At 57.0% G+C, this 14,160-nt stretch carries 15 protein-coding genes; 7 read left to right on the top strand and 8 right to left on the bottom strand.

The window, feature by feature from the left end:
* Positions 1 to 15 precede the first annotated feature (15 nt).
* Positions 16 to 2,019, top strand: a complete 2,004-nt coding sequence (locus tag ACR3EP_RS14855; protein ID WP_480638525.1) for a hydantoinase/oxoprolinase N-terminal domain-containing protein — start codon at positions 16 to 18, stop codon at positions 2,017 to 2,019.
* 21 nt (positions 2,020 to 2,040) lie between these two features.
* On the opposite strand, the gene msrA is transcribed toward ACR3EP_RS14855, so the two are convergent.
* Both msrA and msrB read right to left on the bottom strand, forming a co-directional pair.
* Entirely contained in the window at positions 2,041 to 2,550 is a 510-nt protein-coding gene (gene msrA / locus ACR3EP_RS14860; protein ID WP_170349476.1) for a peptide-methionine (S)-S-oxide reductase MsrA, read from the bottom strand.
* On the bottom strand, positions 2,547 to 2,996 hold the full coding sequence (gene msrB / locus ACR3EP_RS14865) for a peptide-methionine (R)-S-oxide reductase MsrB (RefSeq protein WP_170361176.1): 450 nt from the start codon (positions 2,994 to 2,996) through the stop codon (positions 2,547 to 2,549). Before msrB ends, msrA begins: the two co-directional genes overlap by 4 nt.
* 142 nt (positions 2,997 to 3,138) lie before the next feature.
* Here msrB and ACR3EP_RS14870 point away from each other — a divergent pair, with 142 nt between their 5' ends.
* The gene (locus tag ACR3EP_RS14870) at positions 3,139 to 3,660 is read left to right on the top strand and encodes a glutathione peroxidase (RefSeq protein ID WP_480638526.1); all 522 of its coding nucleotides are present in this window, start codon (positions 3,139 to 3,141) and stop codon (positions 3,658 to 3,660) included.
* On the opposite strand, the gene ACR3EP_RS14875 is transcribed toward ACR3EP_RS14870, so the two are convergent.
* Entirely contained in the window at positions 3,636 to 4,523 is an 888-nt protein-coding gene (locus ACR3EP_RS14875; RefSeq protein WP_170361180.1) for a DMT family transporter, read from the bottom strand. The two genes, ACR3EP_RS14870 and ACR3EP_RS14875, sit on opposite strands and share 25 nt — an antisense overlap.
* Positions 4,524 to 4,705: 182 nt before the next feature.
* Here ACR3EP_RS14875 and ACR3EP_RS14880 point away from each other — a divergent pair, with 182 nt between their 5' ends.
* The 3 genes from ACR3EP_RS14880 (at position 4,706) to ACR3EP_RS14890 (ending at position 6,805) form a co-directional block, all read left to right on the top strand.
* Complete coding sequence (locus tag ACR3EP_RS14880) at positions 4,706 to 5,902, top strand: BCCT family transporter (RefSeq protein ID WP_480639032.1); 1,197 nt, start codon at positions 4,706 to 4,708, stop codon at positions 5,900 to 5,902.
* A 145-nt stretch (positions 5,903 to 6,047) separates the two neighbouring features.
* Positions 6,048 to 6,401, top strand: coding sequence for a hypothetical protein (locus ACR3EP_RS14885; protein WP_170550459.1), 354 nt, complete (start codon positions 6,048 to 6,050; stop codon positions 6,399 to 6,401).
* Between the two features lie 170 nt (positions 6,402 to 6,571).
* A complete protein-coding gene (locus tag ACR3EP_RS14890; protein WP_170550462.1) occupies positions 6,572 to 6,805 on the top strand; it encodes a hypothetical protein in 234 nt (77 codons plus the stop codon).
* Between the two features lie 59 nt (positions 6,806 to 6,864).
* On the opposite strand, the gene ACR3EP_RS14895 is transcribed toward ACR3EP_RS14890, so the two are convergent.
* The 4 genes from ACR3EP_RS14895 to ACR3EP_RS14910 all read right to left on the bottom strand — a co-directional run bounded on the left by ACR3EP_RS14895 (position 6,865) and on the right by ACR3EP_RS14910 (position 11,565).
* On the bottom strand, positions 6,865 to 7,152 hold the full coding sequence (locus ACR3EP_RS14895) for an HU family DNA-binding protein (RefSeq protein WP_170349467.1): 288 nt from the start codon (positions 7,150 to 7,152) through the stop codon (positions 6,865 to 6,867).
* A 130-nt stretch (positions 7,153 to 7,282) separates the two neighbouring features.
* A complete protein-coding gene (locus ACR3EP_RS14900; RefSeq protein ID WP_170550465.1) occupies positions 7,283 to 8,746 on the bottom strand; it encodes an AMP nucleosidase in 1,464 nt (487 codons plus the stop codon).
* Complete coding sequence (gene ade / locus ACR3EP_RS14905) at positions 8,743 to 10,545, bottom strand: adenine deaminase (RefSeq protein ID WP_480638527.1); 1,803 nt, start codon at positions 10,543 to 10,545, stop codon at positions 8,743 to 8,745. Before ade ends, ACR3EP_RS14900 begins: the two co-directional genes overlap by 4 nt.
* A 144-nt stretch (positions 10,546 to 10,689) precedes the next feature.
* Positions 10,690 to 11,565, bottom strand: a complete 876-nt coding sequence (locus ACR3EP_RS14910; protein ID WP_480638528.1) for a LysR family transcriptional regulator — start codon at positions 11,563 to 11,565, stop codon at positions 10,690 to 10,692.
* Positions 11,566 to 11,681: 116 nt separating this feature from the next.
* Here ACR3EP_RS14910 and ACR3EP_RS14915 point away from each other — a divergent pair, with 116 nt between their 5' ends.
* Both ACR3EP_RS14915 and ACR3EP_RS14920 read left to right on the top strand, forming a co-directional pair.
* A complete protein-coding gene (locus tag ACR3EP_RS14915; protein ID WP_480638529.1) occupies positions 11,682 to 12,437 on the top strand; it encodes a class II aldolase and adducin N-terminal domain-containing protein in 756 nt (251 codons plus the stop codon).
* Between the two features lie 11 nt (positions 12,438 to 12,448).
* The gene (locus tag ACR3EP_RS14920; RefSeq protein ID WP_480638530.1) at positions 12,449 to 13,438 is read left to right on the top strand and encodes a sterol desaturase family protein; all 990 of its coding nucleotides are present in this window, start codon (positions 12,449 to 12,451) and stop codon (positions 13,436 to 13,438) included.
* Positions 13,439 to 13,442: 4 nt separating this feature from the next.
* Here ACR3EP_RS14920 and ACR3EP_RS14925 read toward each other — a convergent pair whose 3' ends face one another.
* Entirely contained in the window at positions 13,443 to 14,075 is a 633-nt protein-coding gene (locus ACR3EP_RS14925; protein WP_170376693.1) for a class I SAM-dependent DNA methyltransferase, read from the bottom strand.
* Positions 14,076 to 14,160: the final 85 nt, after the last annotated feature.

Genomic DNA, 14,160 nt, shown 5'->3' on the forward strand with positions numbered 1-14,160 from the left:
AGGAAGGAGAACCCGATGGCGCTGGCTTTGGGGGTGGATACGGGTGGAACATACACCGACGCGGTGCTGATCCGGGATGAGCGTGAGGTGATCGCCTCGGCCAAGTCCCTGACCACGCGAGCTGATCTGGCGATCGGTGTGGGTAAGGCTATTCAGGCGGTTCTGGATGCGGCGCAGGTGGCACCGGGGCAGATTTCCATGGCGTCCTTGTCGACCACACTGGCCACGAATGCGCTCGTTGAAGGGCAGGGTGGACGGGTTGCGTTAATCTACATCGGGTTCAAGGATGGCGATCTGGATAAGCACGGATTGCGGGATGCGCTGAAGGGCGATCCGGCGCTGGTAATTTCCGGGGGTCACACCCATGCCGGGGGAGAGACCACGCCGTTGGATGTGACCGCGTTGGACGCATTTTTAGACTCTCATAAAGGCATATCTGGCTTTGCGGTGGCCTCGCAATTTGCCACCCGCAACCCCGCACATGAGCTGGAGGCCGCACGGATCATCACCGACAGGACCGGCGCACCGGTGACATGCTCACATCATCTGTCAGCCAAATTGAACGGCCCGAAACGGGCGGTGACGGCGGTATTGAACGCCCGTTTGATCGGGATGATCGACCGGTTAATCGGGCGCGCACAGGATCGGTTGCTGGAATTGGGCATCACCGCGCCGATGATGGTTGTGCGTGGAGATGGTGCGTTGATGAGTGCCGAACAGGCAAGGGAACGCCCGATTGAGACCATCCTCAGCGGACCTGCGGCGTCTATCGTCGGAGCCAGTTGGCTGACCGGGGCAGAGAATGCGCTGGTGTCGGATATCGGTGGAACGACCACGGATGTGGCCCTGATCCGCGATGGCAAACCTGCAATTGACCCAGCGGGCGCTCAGGTCGGCGGTTTCCGCACCATGGTTGAAGCCGTGGCGATGCGTACCCATGGTCTGGGTGGTGACAGTCAGATGCATGTGGTGACCGAAGGTTTGGGTGGCGGTGTGTTTTTGGGGCCGCGACGGGTTTTGCCGGTTTCCCTGATTGCATCTGAGGCACCAGATGTTGTCCACGCGGTTTTGGATATGCAATTGCGGTCCACAACGGTGGGCGAACATGATACCCGGTTTGCCCGCCAGGTCCCAGGCATCCACGCCGAAGGCCTGGGCGCGCGGGAAGAGGCGTTGATGGAGCGGTTGGGCAATAATGTCATGCCGCTGAGTGACCTGTTGCGCACCCGGATGGAAAACGGTGCCCTGATGCGCCTGGTGGATCGCGGGATCGTTCAGGTCTCTGGCGTGACGCCTTCGGATGCCAGCCATATGTTGGGCCGGCTGGATGCGTGGGATGCGGATGCGGCGCGTAAAGCGTTGGAGATTGTCGCGCGCAAGCGTGTAGGATCCGGCGACATGTTGGCCGCATCACCGGAAAAGCTGGCGCAGATGATCGTGGATCAGCTGACCAAACAGACCGCATTGACCTTGTTAGAGAGTGCTTTTGCTGAAGAGGCCGATGACTTTGGCGTGCCCTCTGCCGATCTTGCCCGTCACGTTCTGACGCAAAAAGGGCTGGCGCGCCATCGTGGACTTTTGGCGCTGGATACAGCGTTGAATGTGGATGTGGTGGGTCTTGGGGCCTCGGCCCCCAGCTATTACCCAGCGGTTGGGGAACGACTGCACGCCCGCATGATCCTGCCTGAACACGCGGGCGTGGCCAACGCTATCGGTGCTGTGGTCGGACGGCTGACCCTGCGCCGGTCCGGCACGGTGACATCCCCGTCCGAGGGGCGGTTCAGGGTACATCTTGAGGACGGTCCACAGGATTTCACCGCGTCCGACAAGGCGCTGGACATGCTTGAATCGGTGCTGCGGGACGAGGCAGAGGGCGCTGTGCGTCAGGCCGGGGCTGCGGATATACGGGTCGTGGTTGACCGGGACATCCGCACTGCCCGTATCGAAGCGCAGGAGGTATTCGTCGAGGCTATGGTCACCGTTGAGGCCAGTGGCAGGCCCCGCGTTGCGTCGGAATAGCCCCGCAGGGGACTATCACCATTATTCAGCCGCGTCGCGTTTGGGCAGAACCCATCCGGCGCGTGGGAAGTGGCAAGTGTAACCGTTTGGGATACGTTCCAGGTAATCCTGATGTTCGGGCTCGGCGTCCCAGAAATCACTGACGGGCTCGACCTCGGTCACCACTTTGCCGGGCCACAGACCGCTGGCATTCACATCGGCGATCGTATCCAGCGCCACTTGTTTTTGCTCGTCATCGACAAAATAGATGGCCGAGCGATAGCTCATCCCGCGATCATTGCCCTGACGGTTCGGCGTGGTCGGGTCGTGGATCTGAAAGAAAAACTCCAGCAATTCGCGATAGGTTATCTTGGCTGGATCGAAAAAGATCTCAATTCCTTCGGCATGGGTGCCGTGATTGCGATAGGTGGCATTGGGCACGTCACCGCCAGTATAGCCAACGCGCGTGCGCGACACGCCCGGCAATTTGCGGATCAGGTCCTGCATGCCCCAGAAACAGCCCCCGGCAAGAACGGCGCGTTGTTCGGTCATTTGATGTCCTCCACATGGATCAGGTACTCGCCATAACCTTCGGCCTCCATCTCATCGCGATGAACGAATCGCAAGGCGGCAGAGTTGATACAGTAGCGCAGCCCGCCATGTTCACGCGGGCCGTCCGGGAACACATGTCCCAGATGGCTGTCGCCGTGTTTCGAGCGGACTTCGGTGCGGATCATACCATGGGTGGCGTCGTGAAACTCCTCCACATGCTCATGGATGATGGGCTTTGTGAAACTGGGCCAGCCGCAACCGGATTCGTATTTGTGGGTCGAGGCGAACAACGGCTCGCCTGAGACGATGTCCACGTAAATACCCGGTTCCTTGTTGCTCAGGTATTTGCCGGTTCCCGGGCGCTCAGTTCCGCTGCGCTGCGTGACGTGAAACTCTTCGGGCGACAATGCCGCGATGGCCTCGGGGGATTTAGTGAATTGGGTCATGGGTCCTCCGGTCATTAGACTTGTGGCATAATCTGGGGGCAGGGGTGCAGAATTCAAAGCCCTATTTCAGTGTTCTCGCGCAGTCGTGCAGGTGATCTGCAATCGGTTTCCATACGTAATGAGAGCAAAGGGAGGGTATGTAATGATCAGAATGCTTCTACTAACGGCTTTGATAATGCTTGGTCGCGCCGTTCAGGCCGCGCCGTTGGGCGGAGAATTCGCGTCAATCGATGGTGGCACCATTTCGATCGCAGATTGGAGGGGACTACCGGTTCTTGTCGTTAACACTGCGTCACACTGCGGATTTACCGGACAATATGAAGCTCTGCAAAAGGTGCATGAGGTTTATTCTAACCGCGGACTTGTGGTTTTGGCCGTGCCGTCAGACTCGTTCAATCAGGAGTTAGGGTCTGCTGAAGAAGTCCGGCAATTCTGCGAGCTGAATTATGGACTAACATTGCCAATGACGGATATTACGCCGGTCAGGGGTGCCGATGCCCATCCATTCTACAAGGAGGTAAAGGCGCAAACCGGGTTTGAGCCTGGTTGGAATTTTAACAAAATATTGCTCGATCCCAACGGGGAAGTCGTCGCTACATATGGTGCAAATGTGAAACCGGACTCACCAAAGCTGCTGCATCAGGTCGAGGCTTTATTGCCCTGAGCAGGTTGGCGGGAAAGCTGCACTGCTAAAATGCCCAGTGTCGTGATCCCAACCCCGACAGCATCCAGCGGGCCTAGCTTTTCACCCAATAGAATAGCGGCGATGGTAACGCCGAAGACCGGGTTGAGGAAATGGAAGGTCGCCGCGCGGGTGGCTCCGATCCGGTCCAGCAGCAGAACCCAGATTAGCGTGGCCAACAGGCCCGGGAACAAAGTGGTATAGGTGAAGGCCATCGCCAGGGGCACGGTTGGGTGGATGAAGATCGTCTCGAATATGGGGGCGGCAACAAACAGAACGGCTGAGCCCACAAGCATCTGCAATCCGACTACCATCATGAAATTGCCGCCCGATGTGGCGCCGCGGATGGTCAGTGTGGCAAAAGTCAGCGCCAGCGCCCCGATACAACACAAAGCCACACCAAACAGGTCGAGGCCACCGCCGATGCGGGTGCTCATGATCAGGGCGACGCCAGCAAATCCGGCGATCAGACCCAGCACCGCAACCGGACGCAGCTTTTCACCCAAAAACAACCATCCGGCCAAAGCGACCAGTAACGGCATGGTGGACGCGATTATAGCCGCCACCGAGGCTTCGACTGTTTGCATCGCATAGAAATTCAGACCCAAATAAAGGGCATTCTGGCAAATTCCGAACAGAATTGTAGCGCGCCACTGGGATCGGGTCAGGTGCCAGCTTTGCCCCATGGCCCGTGCGATAGCCACGCCTATCAATCCCGATATCAAGAATCGCAGTGCCAGCGAGAACAGAGGCGACGCATCGGCAACGATGATCCGGGCTGAGGTAAAAGCCGAGGACCAGATAAAAGCAAAAACCAGCCCCATGGCGATGGCGCGCAGATCCATTGAGCATCCCCCAGTCAGAACGCGGCGACTGTTTCCGAATTTCTATCAGGCCGCAAGCGCCCCTTGCCAAAAAACCACACCTTTGGGGCAAGCGTGAAAACTGCGACGTTTTTATTGATTGACCGGCCAATTAAAGATAAATGCGAAAAATCTGGCTGATTATGGGAGGTTTGTCAGTGCTTCTGGAATACATTCTGTCTTTTGGCGTCCTATTGGCTTTGGGCCTGGTCGCTTTCTTCGTTGTGAAATGGTGGAATCTGCGCTGTGTCGGTGTGACACCTGTTCATCTGTTCACCTTCATCGCGATCCTGTTCACATCCGGTCTGGATGTAGGTCTGATCATGTTCCCGCTGACCGAGTTCGGCGGCTATGCCGAAGATCCAGCCTATGCCTTTGCCAATCCGCTGGCGATCGAGTTCGGGTTCTGGGGCTTTCTGATCTGGGCCTTCTATTTCCTGACCGCATTCTACTTCTGCGTGATCGAACCGCGGGTCAAGTTCTTTGAGATCCCGCTGATCAAGCTGATCAACAACGTGGTCATCATCGGCACCTGCGCCTTTACCGCCAGCCTGTTCCTGATCTACCTGCCCGGCTACCTGCCCGAGGTCGGAGACGGCGAATCCGTGGTCACCACCTTCTATGTCATCGTATTTGTGGTCATTCTGGCGGCGGCCTATTCGTCGACCGACCTGAAATACGTGCGTATCCTTTCGGTGGGTTCGACCTTTCTGTTTCTGGCGCTGATCCTTGGCATGTGGGTTGCAGCTGGCATGGGCTTTACAGGTTTTGCGGAAACCAGCAGCAATATCGGGGCCTATTTCGCCAATCTGCACAAGTTCGTCCTGCCGCTGACCGACTATCACGCCTTCTACCTGTTCTGGTGGTTTGCGTGGTCGATCATGATTGGCCAGTTCACCTCGCGCTTTGTGGGTGGGTTGAAGACCTGGCAATTGCTGGCAGCGCTGCTGATCTTCCCGTCGATCCCGTTGGCGATCTGGTTCACCGTTCTCTACTACTACCACCTGAACGGCATCAGCACCGCAGGCATCACCAACATCGCGATGGTGATTGTAGGCGTGACCTTCGTAATCAACTCGCTGGACTCGCTTATTAGGCTCTACACCGACAACCTGAACATGACGGTCGAGCGGTTTGGCAAGGCGATTTATGTCGCAGGCAACGTCGTGCTGCTGTTCGTGCTGACCCTGTTGTTCCAGAGCCAGTGGTTGCAGATCCAGTGGATCGGAGCGGTGGTCGTCGGCCTGTATCTGGCCTGCGTGGTCTATATCCTGATCGCCAAGCGCAAAGAGGTACTGAGCATCGACTCGATGCCTGAAGACCGCGATCTGGACTTCCACAAGGTTGAGACGGTTCACTGATCAACTTTGGCGATTAACCGAACAACGGGCGCCAAGGCGCCCGTTGTTTCCATCGGAAAAGCAGGCAGTTTTCGCAGCTTTGCAGAGTAAGATTATGGCTTTGCGTCGGCTTGTGAAATCAATTGTGTATTCGTAGCTTAAGATTATGAAAAGAATAATTCTTTTACTGCTATTCTCATTGCTTGCCTTTGCTTTTGCTTATCAGTCCTATCGAATGGCGGCTCTTGAGAGCCTGAGCGGTCGACAAACTTCCTACATTCGTTTGATTGATGAAACCGCGAAAGTTGGCTGTTTGAAGAAGCACGCTTTCGTCGCGGTTCTAAAATCAAAAAACTTGCACCACTGGGTTATTGACGCCGAAAGTTCTTTAGTAAGTAGTGAAAAGCTTCCAGATGAAACAGCCTTGATAGAAGTCTTATTGAGGCCAAATCCCTTCCTTGCGCCTCCAGTTTTCACGAAGTTTTATTTTGACGAGGCGGATTGCTGGTTGCCAATTTAAGTTTTTAAACAGGGTTTTGATCTTTGGGCCGAAAGAACTCATCGCAATCGAAATTGCTTCTAGTCGCTAGGTGCAAAAAAAGCGCCCAAAATATCGGAAAGAAACAACGCGTAAGAGTTGTTGAAGAGCTATGAAGCCCTACCTCGTCTGTAAGGGTGATAGGAAACTTCATGCTGGAAGAAAAACGCAAAGATCTGGACTCGGAAAAACAGAAGAAGCTGCTGTTTAGGCTTGTGGATGAACTCAGCCGGTCTTCGCCGGATTTGTACTATCGCTCGACCAGTGAAATTGCCGCGTATCTCGAGGCATACATTCGCAAAGGGGCAAAACTGTCTGCTGATGACAGGGCTTTGATGATCCGCCTCAACCGCCGCGATCTGGAAGTGCTGCTAAGCCTGCACTGAGGCAAAGAAAAAGGGCCCCCAATCGGCGGCCCTCAATCGCTTGTCCGTATAGACTGGGATCAGCCGTTCACGCTGTCTTTCAGAGCCTTCGCGATGGTCATCTTGACCACCTTGTCGGCCTCTTTCTTGAACTGCTCGCCGGTGGCGGGGTTGCGCACCATGCGCTCGGGGCGCTCGCGGCAGTAGATTTTGCCAACACCGGGCAGGGTTACCGCACCACCAGCCGACACTTCGCGGGTGATCAGGCCGGTCACGGCCTCAAGCGCAGCGTTTGCAGCTTTCTTGTCGGTTCCCATTTCCTCAGCGAGAGCAGCAACCAGCTGAGTCTTTGTCATAGGCTTTGCCATTTCTTGGTCTCCTTAACGTGCCCGATAAATAGGGCCTCACCGCGTAACTGTAACGGGATATTGTGGGCGAACACAACGAATAGTAGCGTCGAAAACCCTAAAAATAGGGGGATTTCGTTGCTTTTTTGCTTCAGAGAAAGGCCGTTTCGTCAAATGAACGCAATTTCCGGCTGTGCAGACGCTCTAACGGCATGCCGCGCAGGTGTTCCATCGCACGGATTCCAATCGCCAGATGGCGGCTGACCTGAGTGGTATAGAACGCCGACGCCATGCCGGGAAGCTTTAATTCACCATGCAGCGGTTTGTCGGAAACACACAGCAATGTGCCGTATGGAACCCGGAACCGATAGCCATTGGCGGCGATGGTGGCGCTTTCCATATCCAGCGCAATCGCGCGGGATTGGCTGAGGCGCTGCACCGGGCCGGACTGGTCGCGCAGTTCCCAGTTGCGGTTGTCGACCGAGGCGACGGTGCCTGTCCGCATGATCCGCTTGAGTTCATAGCCTTCCAGTTCGGTGACTTCGGCCACGGCGCGTTCCAACGCGACCTGAACCTCGGCCAGGGGCGGGATCGGCACCCAGACGGGCAGGTCGTCGTCCAGTACCTTGTCTTCGCGTAGATAGGCATGGGCCAGCACGAAATCCCCCAATGCCTGCGTGTTCCGTAACCCGGCGCAATGGCCCACCATCAACCAGGCATGCGGGCGCAGGACGGCAATATGGTCGGTGGCTGTTTTGGCGTTCGACGGCCCCACCCCGATATTGACCAGAGTAATCCCGGACCCATCCTCGCGTTTGAGGTGATAGGTCGGCATTTGCGGCAGTTTCAGGGGTTGGTCCAATGTGCCATCTGGCGAGGTGATCTCGACATTTCCGGTTGAAACAAAGCTTGTATAGCCGCTTTCCGGATCGGCCAGCTGTGATCGGGCGTAGTTTTCGAATTCGGACACATAGAACTGGTAGTTGGTGAACAACACGTGGTTCTGGAAATGGCTGGGATCGGTCGCCGTATAATGCGCCAGCCGTGCCAGCGAATAATCCACCCGTTGCGCGGTGAACAAGGCCAGCGGGCCGTGATCCCCTTCGTGATCATGAACCCCGTTAACGATGTCATCATTGGTTGTTGTCAGATCCGGCACGTCGAACACATCGCGCAGCGTAAACCCGGCCGCACCTTGATGCGGGACGACAAGATCAGGGTTGTTGGCAACAGCGAAATGCACCGGGATCGGCGTGTCTGAGGCACCGATGGACACAGGTTGGCCGTGGTTGCGGATCAAAAGTGCGATCTGCTGCGTCAGGTAGGACCGGAACAAATCGGGCCGTGTCACCGTGGTTGCATGGGTGCCGGGTTCAGAGACATGACCAAAACTAAGCCGACTGTCGACCTGAGCATAGGTCGCGGTTTTGATGCGAATTTCCGGGTAATAGGCTCTGAATCGTTCGGGCGGTGCCTCCCCTTCTATTGCCTTTGCAAAGCTGTCGCAGAGGAACTGGGTCGCCTGATCGTAAATCTGTTCCAGACGAACCACCGCCGCCGCGGGGTCGGTGAACTTCTCGGGTGTAGGAACGTCGGGTGTTCTGATTATTGTCATGCAAGGGGTTCCAAAAGGTCGATCTTTTCAAAGGTCCGCACATCCACCAGCCCAAGGTCTGAAATCCTCAATTCGGGAATCACGACTAAGGCCAGCAGCGAGTGCTGCATATACGCGTTGTTCAACTGGCAGCCGCAGGCCTGCATAGCCGCGACCATCTGTTCTGCTTTCGCCGCCACTTCAGTCGCTGGGCTATCCGACATCAGGCCTGCAATGGGCAGTTCCACCAGTGCCAGTTCCGCGCCATCGCGGAATATAGTGATGCCGCCACCCACCTCGGCCAAACGGTTTGCTGCCAGTGCCATCTGGTCTCGGTCGGTGCCGACAACGATCATGTGGTGACTGTCATGCGCCACAGTCGAAGCCATCGCCATTTTGCCTTGATATCCAAAGCCCGAGACAAAGGCGTTTGTCACCCCCCCGGTGGCGCGGTGGCGCTCGACCAGCGCGATCTGGCAGACCTCGCCTTCGCCTTCGACCAAACCGCCGATGATTGGCAGCTCGCATTTCAGCGCCTTTGTGGGGGCCTGATTTTCCACAACGCCAATCACATTGGCCTGCACACGATTGGCACCTGCGGGGGCATTGATTTCGAAATCCGCACCGGTCAGTGCGTGCCCCAAATGTACGGTGTCGCGCGCAGTACCCGGCCAGTTCAGGTGCGGGCAATCCACTGAAATTGCGCCCTTTTCGGCGGCAATCTGACCGCGGGCAATGACCATCTCGATGGGCAGCTCCGTCAGGTCCGAGCTGAGAATAATATCCGCTCGCCGTCCCGGAGTGATCGAACCGATCTCACGCTCCAACCCGAAATGGGTGGCCGTGTTGATCGTTGCCATCTGCAAGGCCACCAGCGGATCGCAACCACAAGCAATTGCATGGCGCACAACCCGATTCATGTGTCCGTCATTGACCAGGGTGCCGGAATGACAATCATCGGTACACAGGATGAAATTGCGCGGGTCCAATCCTTTATCGGTGACCGCTGTGATCTGGCTTTCCACATCAAACCAAGCCGAGCCCAGCCGCATCATCGACCGCATGCCCTGCCGCACTCGGGCAATGGCATCGGCCTCGCAGGTGCCTTCGTGATCATCCGCTGGTCCGCCGGCCACATATGCTGCAAAATCAGGCCCTAAATCAGGCGAAGCGTAATGCCCACCGACTGTTTTCCCGGCTCGCTGAGTCGCCGCGATTTCAGCCAGCATCTTTGGATCGCCGTGAATAACACCGGGGAAATTCATCATCTCGCCCAGCCCGATTATGCCCGGCCAGTTCATGGCCTCTGCCACATCCTCGGCCGTAATCTCATAACCTGTGGTCTCAAGCCCCGGTGCCGACGGCGCACATGACGGCATCTGCGTGAAGATGTTCACCGGCTGCATCAGCGCCTCATCATTCATCATGCGCACGCCGTCCAGCCCCAGCACATTCGCAATCTCATGCGGGTCGGTGAACATCGAGGTGGTGCCATGCGGAATCACCGCACGGGCAAACTCAGCCGGGGTCAACATCCCCGATTCGATATGCATATGGGCGTCGCACAGTCCCGGCAGCATATAGCGACCATGTGCTTCGATGATCTGCGTGTCGGGGCCAATGCAATGGGACGCGTCGGGCCCAACATACGCGATGCGCCCGGCGGCAATGGCAATGTCGTGATCGGGTAGGGTTTCGCGGCTATGTACATTCACCCAAGTGCCGCCGCGAATGACCAAATCCGCGGCCTCCCGTCCCGCGGCAACGGCAATCAATTTAGGGGCGACATCGGGCCAGCTTGGGAAAGGTGTGTATTCCATGGCTCAACTTTCCTGAATGCAGAGAAAGGTTCAACCCCCACCGTACAGCTGTCATGAAACCGTCACGCAGCGCGTCAGCGCTGCCGGGCCCAACCAGAGGAAGTGCCGCACAGCGGCAGTGACGATGGGCGGGAGTGCCCCATATCAAGGCTGCGCGTCTGCCTCCATCTCGCGGCGCAACCAATCTGCAAAGGCCAGCGCCCCCGGGGTTTCTTCGGCTTGGGGTGACAATAACAGGTAATAGGCTTCGGGCATTGGAGCGCGATGGGCAAAGGGGGCCACAAGCCGCCCCTGTTCGATCAAGCCGCGTGCAATAGTGTCGTGGGTCAGGCATAGCCCCCCGCCTGCCATCGCGACGGACAGGCTGACCAAATAGGTTGTCGAGTAAGTGATAGGCGGATTTCCCCAAATTAGAGCCTGTTCTTCGGCCCAATTTGCCCAGTTTGACAGCAGATTCGAACAATCGAACAACGGCTTTAGTTGCAGCGTGTCCAGCATCACTTCATAGCCCGGCGCACAGACTGGGTAATAATAATCGGTCCGCAACAATTCCGTTCGCACCAAATCGGATGGGCGCAGAGAAAATCGGATTTCCACGGCGGCCCCTTCGGCCATCTCCCGCGGCTCCCATAATTCGGTAAAAATGTTCAGTTGGACTTCTGGGTGTGCCTCGCGGAATTGCGGCAGGCGCGGGGCCAGCCAATTGACGGCAAACGTGATGTTGCTTTGCACCTGAACGGCGTTTTGCTGCGCGCCTGTGACGGCTTGCGTGCCGCGGACCAGCGTTCGAAACGCCTCGCGCACCACCGGCAGATAGGTGATGCCGGCCTCGGTCAGTTCCAGCGCGCGCGGGCGGCGCAGGAACAGGGGCTGACCCAGATATCCCTCCAACGATTTGATCTGCTGGCTGACCGCGCTTTGGGTCATGTTCAGGTCGCGGGCAGCGCCGGTGAAGGATAAGTGGCGCGCAGCGGCTTCAAATGTGCGTAACCACCCCAGCGGAGGAAGCTGTTTCTGCATTCGCATAATCCTGCCATTAGCTCAACTTATGAATTAGGTCTGTTTTTTTCGTTGGTCAATTTTTTAAAGCGCAGGCAGGCTTTTCAGCAGCCCCAACCACCCTATCGGAGCCCGCAATGACCGTCACAAACCTGCGCCCCAATATCGACCACTGGGAGGACCGCGTAGATCTTGCCGCCACCTTTCGTTGGACAGAACGCCTGAACATGCATGAAGGCGTCGCCAATCATTTCAGTCTGGCAGTGAATGAAGATGGTACGCAGTTTCTGATGAATGCCAATCAGATGCATTTTGCCCGTATCAAGGCCTCGAATCTGTTGCTGCTGGATGCCAATGACCCGGACGTCATGTCCCAGCCCGGTGCGCCTGACCCAACCGCGTGGGGATTGCATGGCTCGATCCACCGCCACTGCCCGCATGCGCGCTGTGTGATGCATGTGCATTCGATCTTTGCCACCGTTTTGGCCTCGCTGGCCGACAGTCGCCTGCCGCCGATCGATCAGAATACGGCCACCTTCTACAATCGCTATGTGGTGGATAACGAATTTGGTGGTCTGGCCTTTGAAAGTGAAGGTGAGCGCTGCGCGTCAATGCTGTCGGATCCGCAGAAGAAGGTCATGATCATGGGCAACCATGGCGTGTTGGTGATCGGAAGCGATCCCGCGGATGCGTTCAACCGGTTGTACTATTTCGAACGCGCGGCCGAAACGTATATCCGTGCGCTGCAAACCGGCCAATCGTTGCGCGTGTTGTCGGATGAGATTGCCGAAAAGACGGCACAGGAACTGGACGAGTATCCCGATCAGGCCGATGCGCATCTGCGCGAAATCAAGGCTCTGCTGGATGCCGATGGCTCAGACTACGCCACATAAAGGGTAATGCTATGACCGATTCCACTCAGGACCCCGAAGCCGCCCGTTGGAATTACCACCCTGAGGGGCCAGTGGGATTGAACCCGTTGTTCAACTGGCCTCCGCGCCCCGCTGCCGTGCTGAAATGGTATAGCGGCGCCTGGTTGCAGATCACGTCGCTGACGCTGTGCTTGGTGCTGGCGGTGACAGCCTATGCGCTCTTTTTCCCAGGGTTAGAGACGATGAAAACCTTTGCACCCGGCTGGATGTTCCGCATTTGGCTGCTGAACATGGTGCCTCAGATTCTAATCGCGGGTGGTCTGCACTGGTGGCTGTACATGCGCAAAGGGCAGGGCATGTACAAAAAGTTCGACCGCCGCGACCTAACCCGCAGCAACGGCACGTTCACCTTTCGCAATCAGGTTTGGGACAATATCTGGTGGACGCTGGGCAGCGCGATGACAGTCGCAACAGTGTATCAGTGGATCATCTACTGGGCCATGGCGAACGGCTATGTGCCCACCGTAACTTGGGCCAGCGCGCCGGTCTGGTGCATGGTTTGGCTGGCATTCATCCCGATGTGGTCGGGATTGCATTTTTACTGGGTGCATCGGCTGGAACATCACCCCAAGCTGTATAAACACGTGCATGCCGTGCATCACCGCAACGTAAATACGGGGCCGTGGTCAGGCATTTCAAACCATTGGTTCGAAAACTTCCTATATTTCACCACCTACTTCATCCACTTGATCGTGCCCTCGCATCCGCTGCACCTGCTGTTCCATGCCTATTTCCAACAGGTCAGCCCGGTCCTGTCGCATTCCGGATTTGAAAAGCTGCGTGCCCGGGAAACCGATGCCGCCCGCGCAGGGGACTTCTTCCACCAGTTGCATCATCGGTATTTCGAGTGCAACTACGGCACCTCTGAGATTCCGTTCGACAAGTGGTTTGGCACCTATCACGACGGCTCGGCCGAGGCGACGACGCGGACGCGCGCTTTCAAAAAGCAGATGTATACCTAAAAGATCAGCTCCGCTCGAACAAGGCGATCAACGCGGTGTCATCCTTGTTGGGGCCTGCGGCGAGGTCCCCGTAGATGCGCACCTCGGGCAGGGTCAGGTTTCGAATCTGGCCCTGCGCCAGTTTGTGCAAGGTTTCGGCAAAGCCCATTTTCTCATAGTGCTTTGCGTTGATCGACAGGGCGAACTGTGCGCCGGGGCGGGCAATGCGCAACAGGGCGAGCAGGGCCTCGGGGCCCAGATGGCCATGGGTGAAAGTGCCCGAGGATACGATGCCCGCATAGCTGTCGCGCGGGACCGGGATACCCTGGTTCAGGTCTGCCTCAATCGCATCGCGGTAGATATCCTTGCGCATGGCCTGATCCAGCATCTCGGCGCTGATATCCGTGGCATCAATTGGCCCGACGCCCAGACCGGCCAGAACCGCACCGCACAATCCTGTGCCGGCACCCACATCCAGAACCGGGCCTTGCCCACCCGCGCTCACAAAGGCACGGGCCGTGTGGATGTGCAGTTGATAGTCTTCAAGTGCTGCAAAGGAATCGTCATAGTCCCCGGCCCACTCGGCATAGAGCCGTTTGTGTTCTTCCGGTGAGTCCAGGGCATAGGCAGCGTGCAGATTGGGCGTTTTGTCACTCATACTCAAAAGAAAGGCGCATTGAGGGATTCGAATCAAGTATTCCGGCGCAATTGCTTGCATCCGCCGGGATTGCGGATCATCTAAG

The sequence above is a fragment of the Ruegeria sp. BB10 genome (assembly GCF_056535725.1).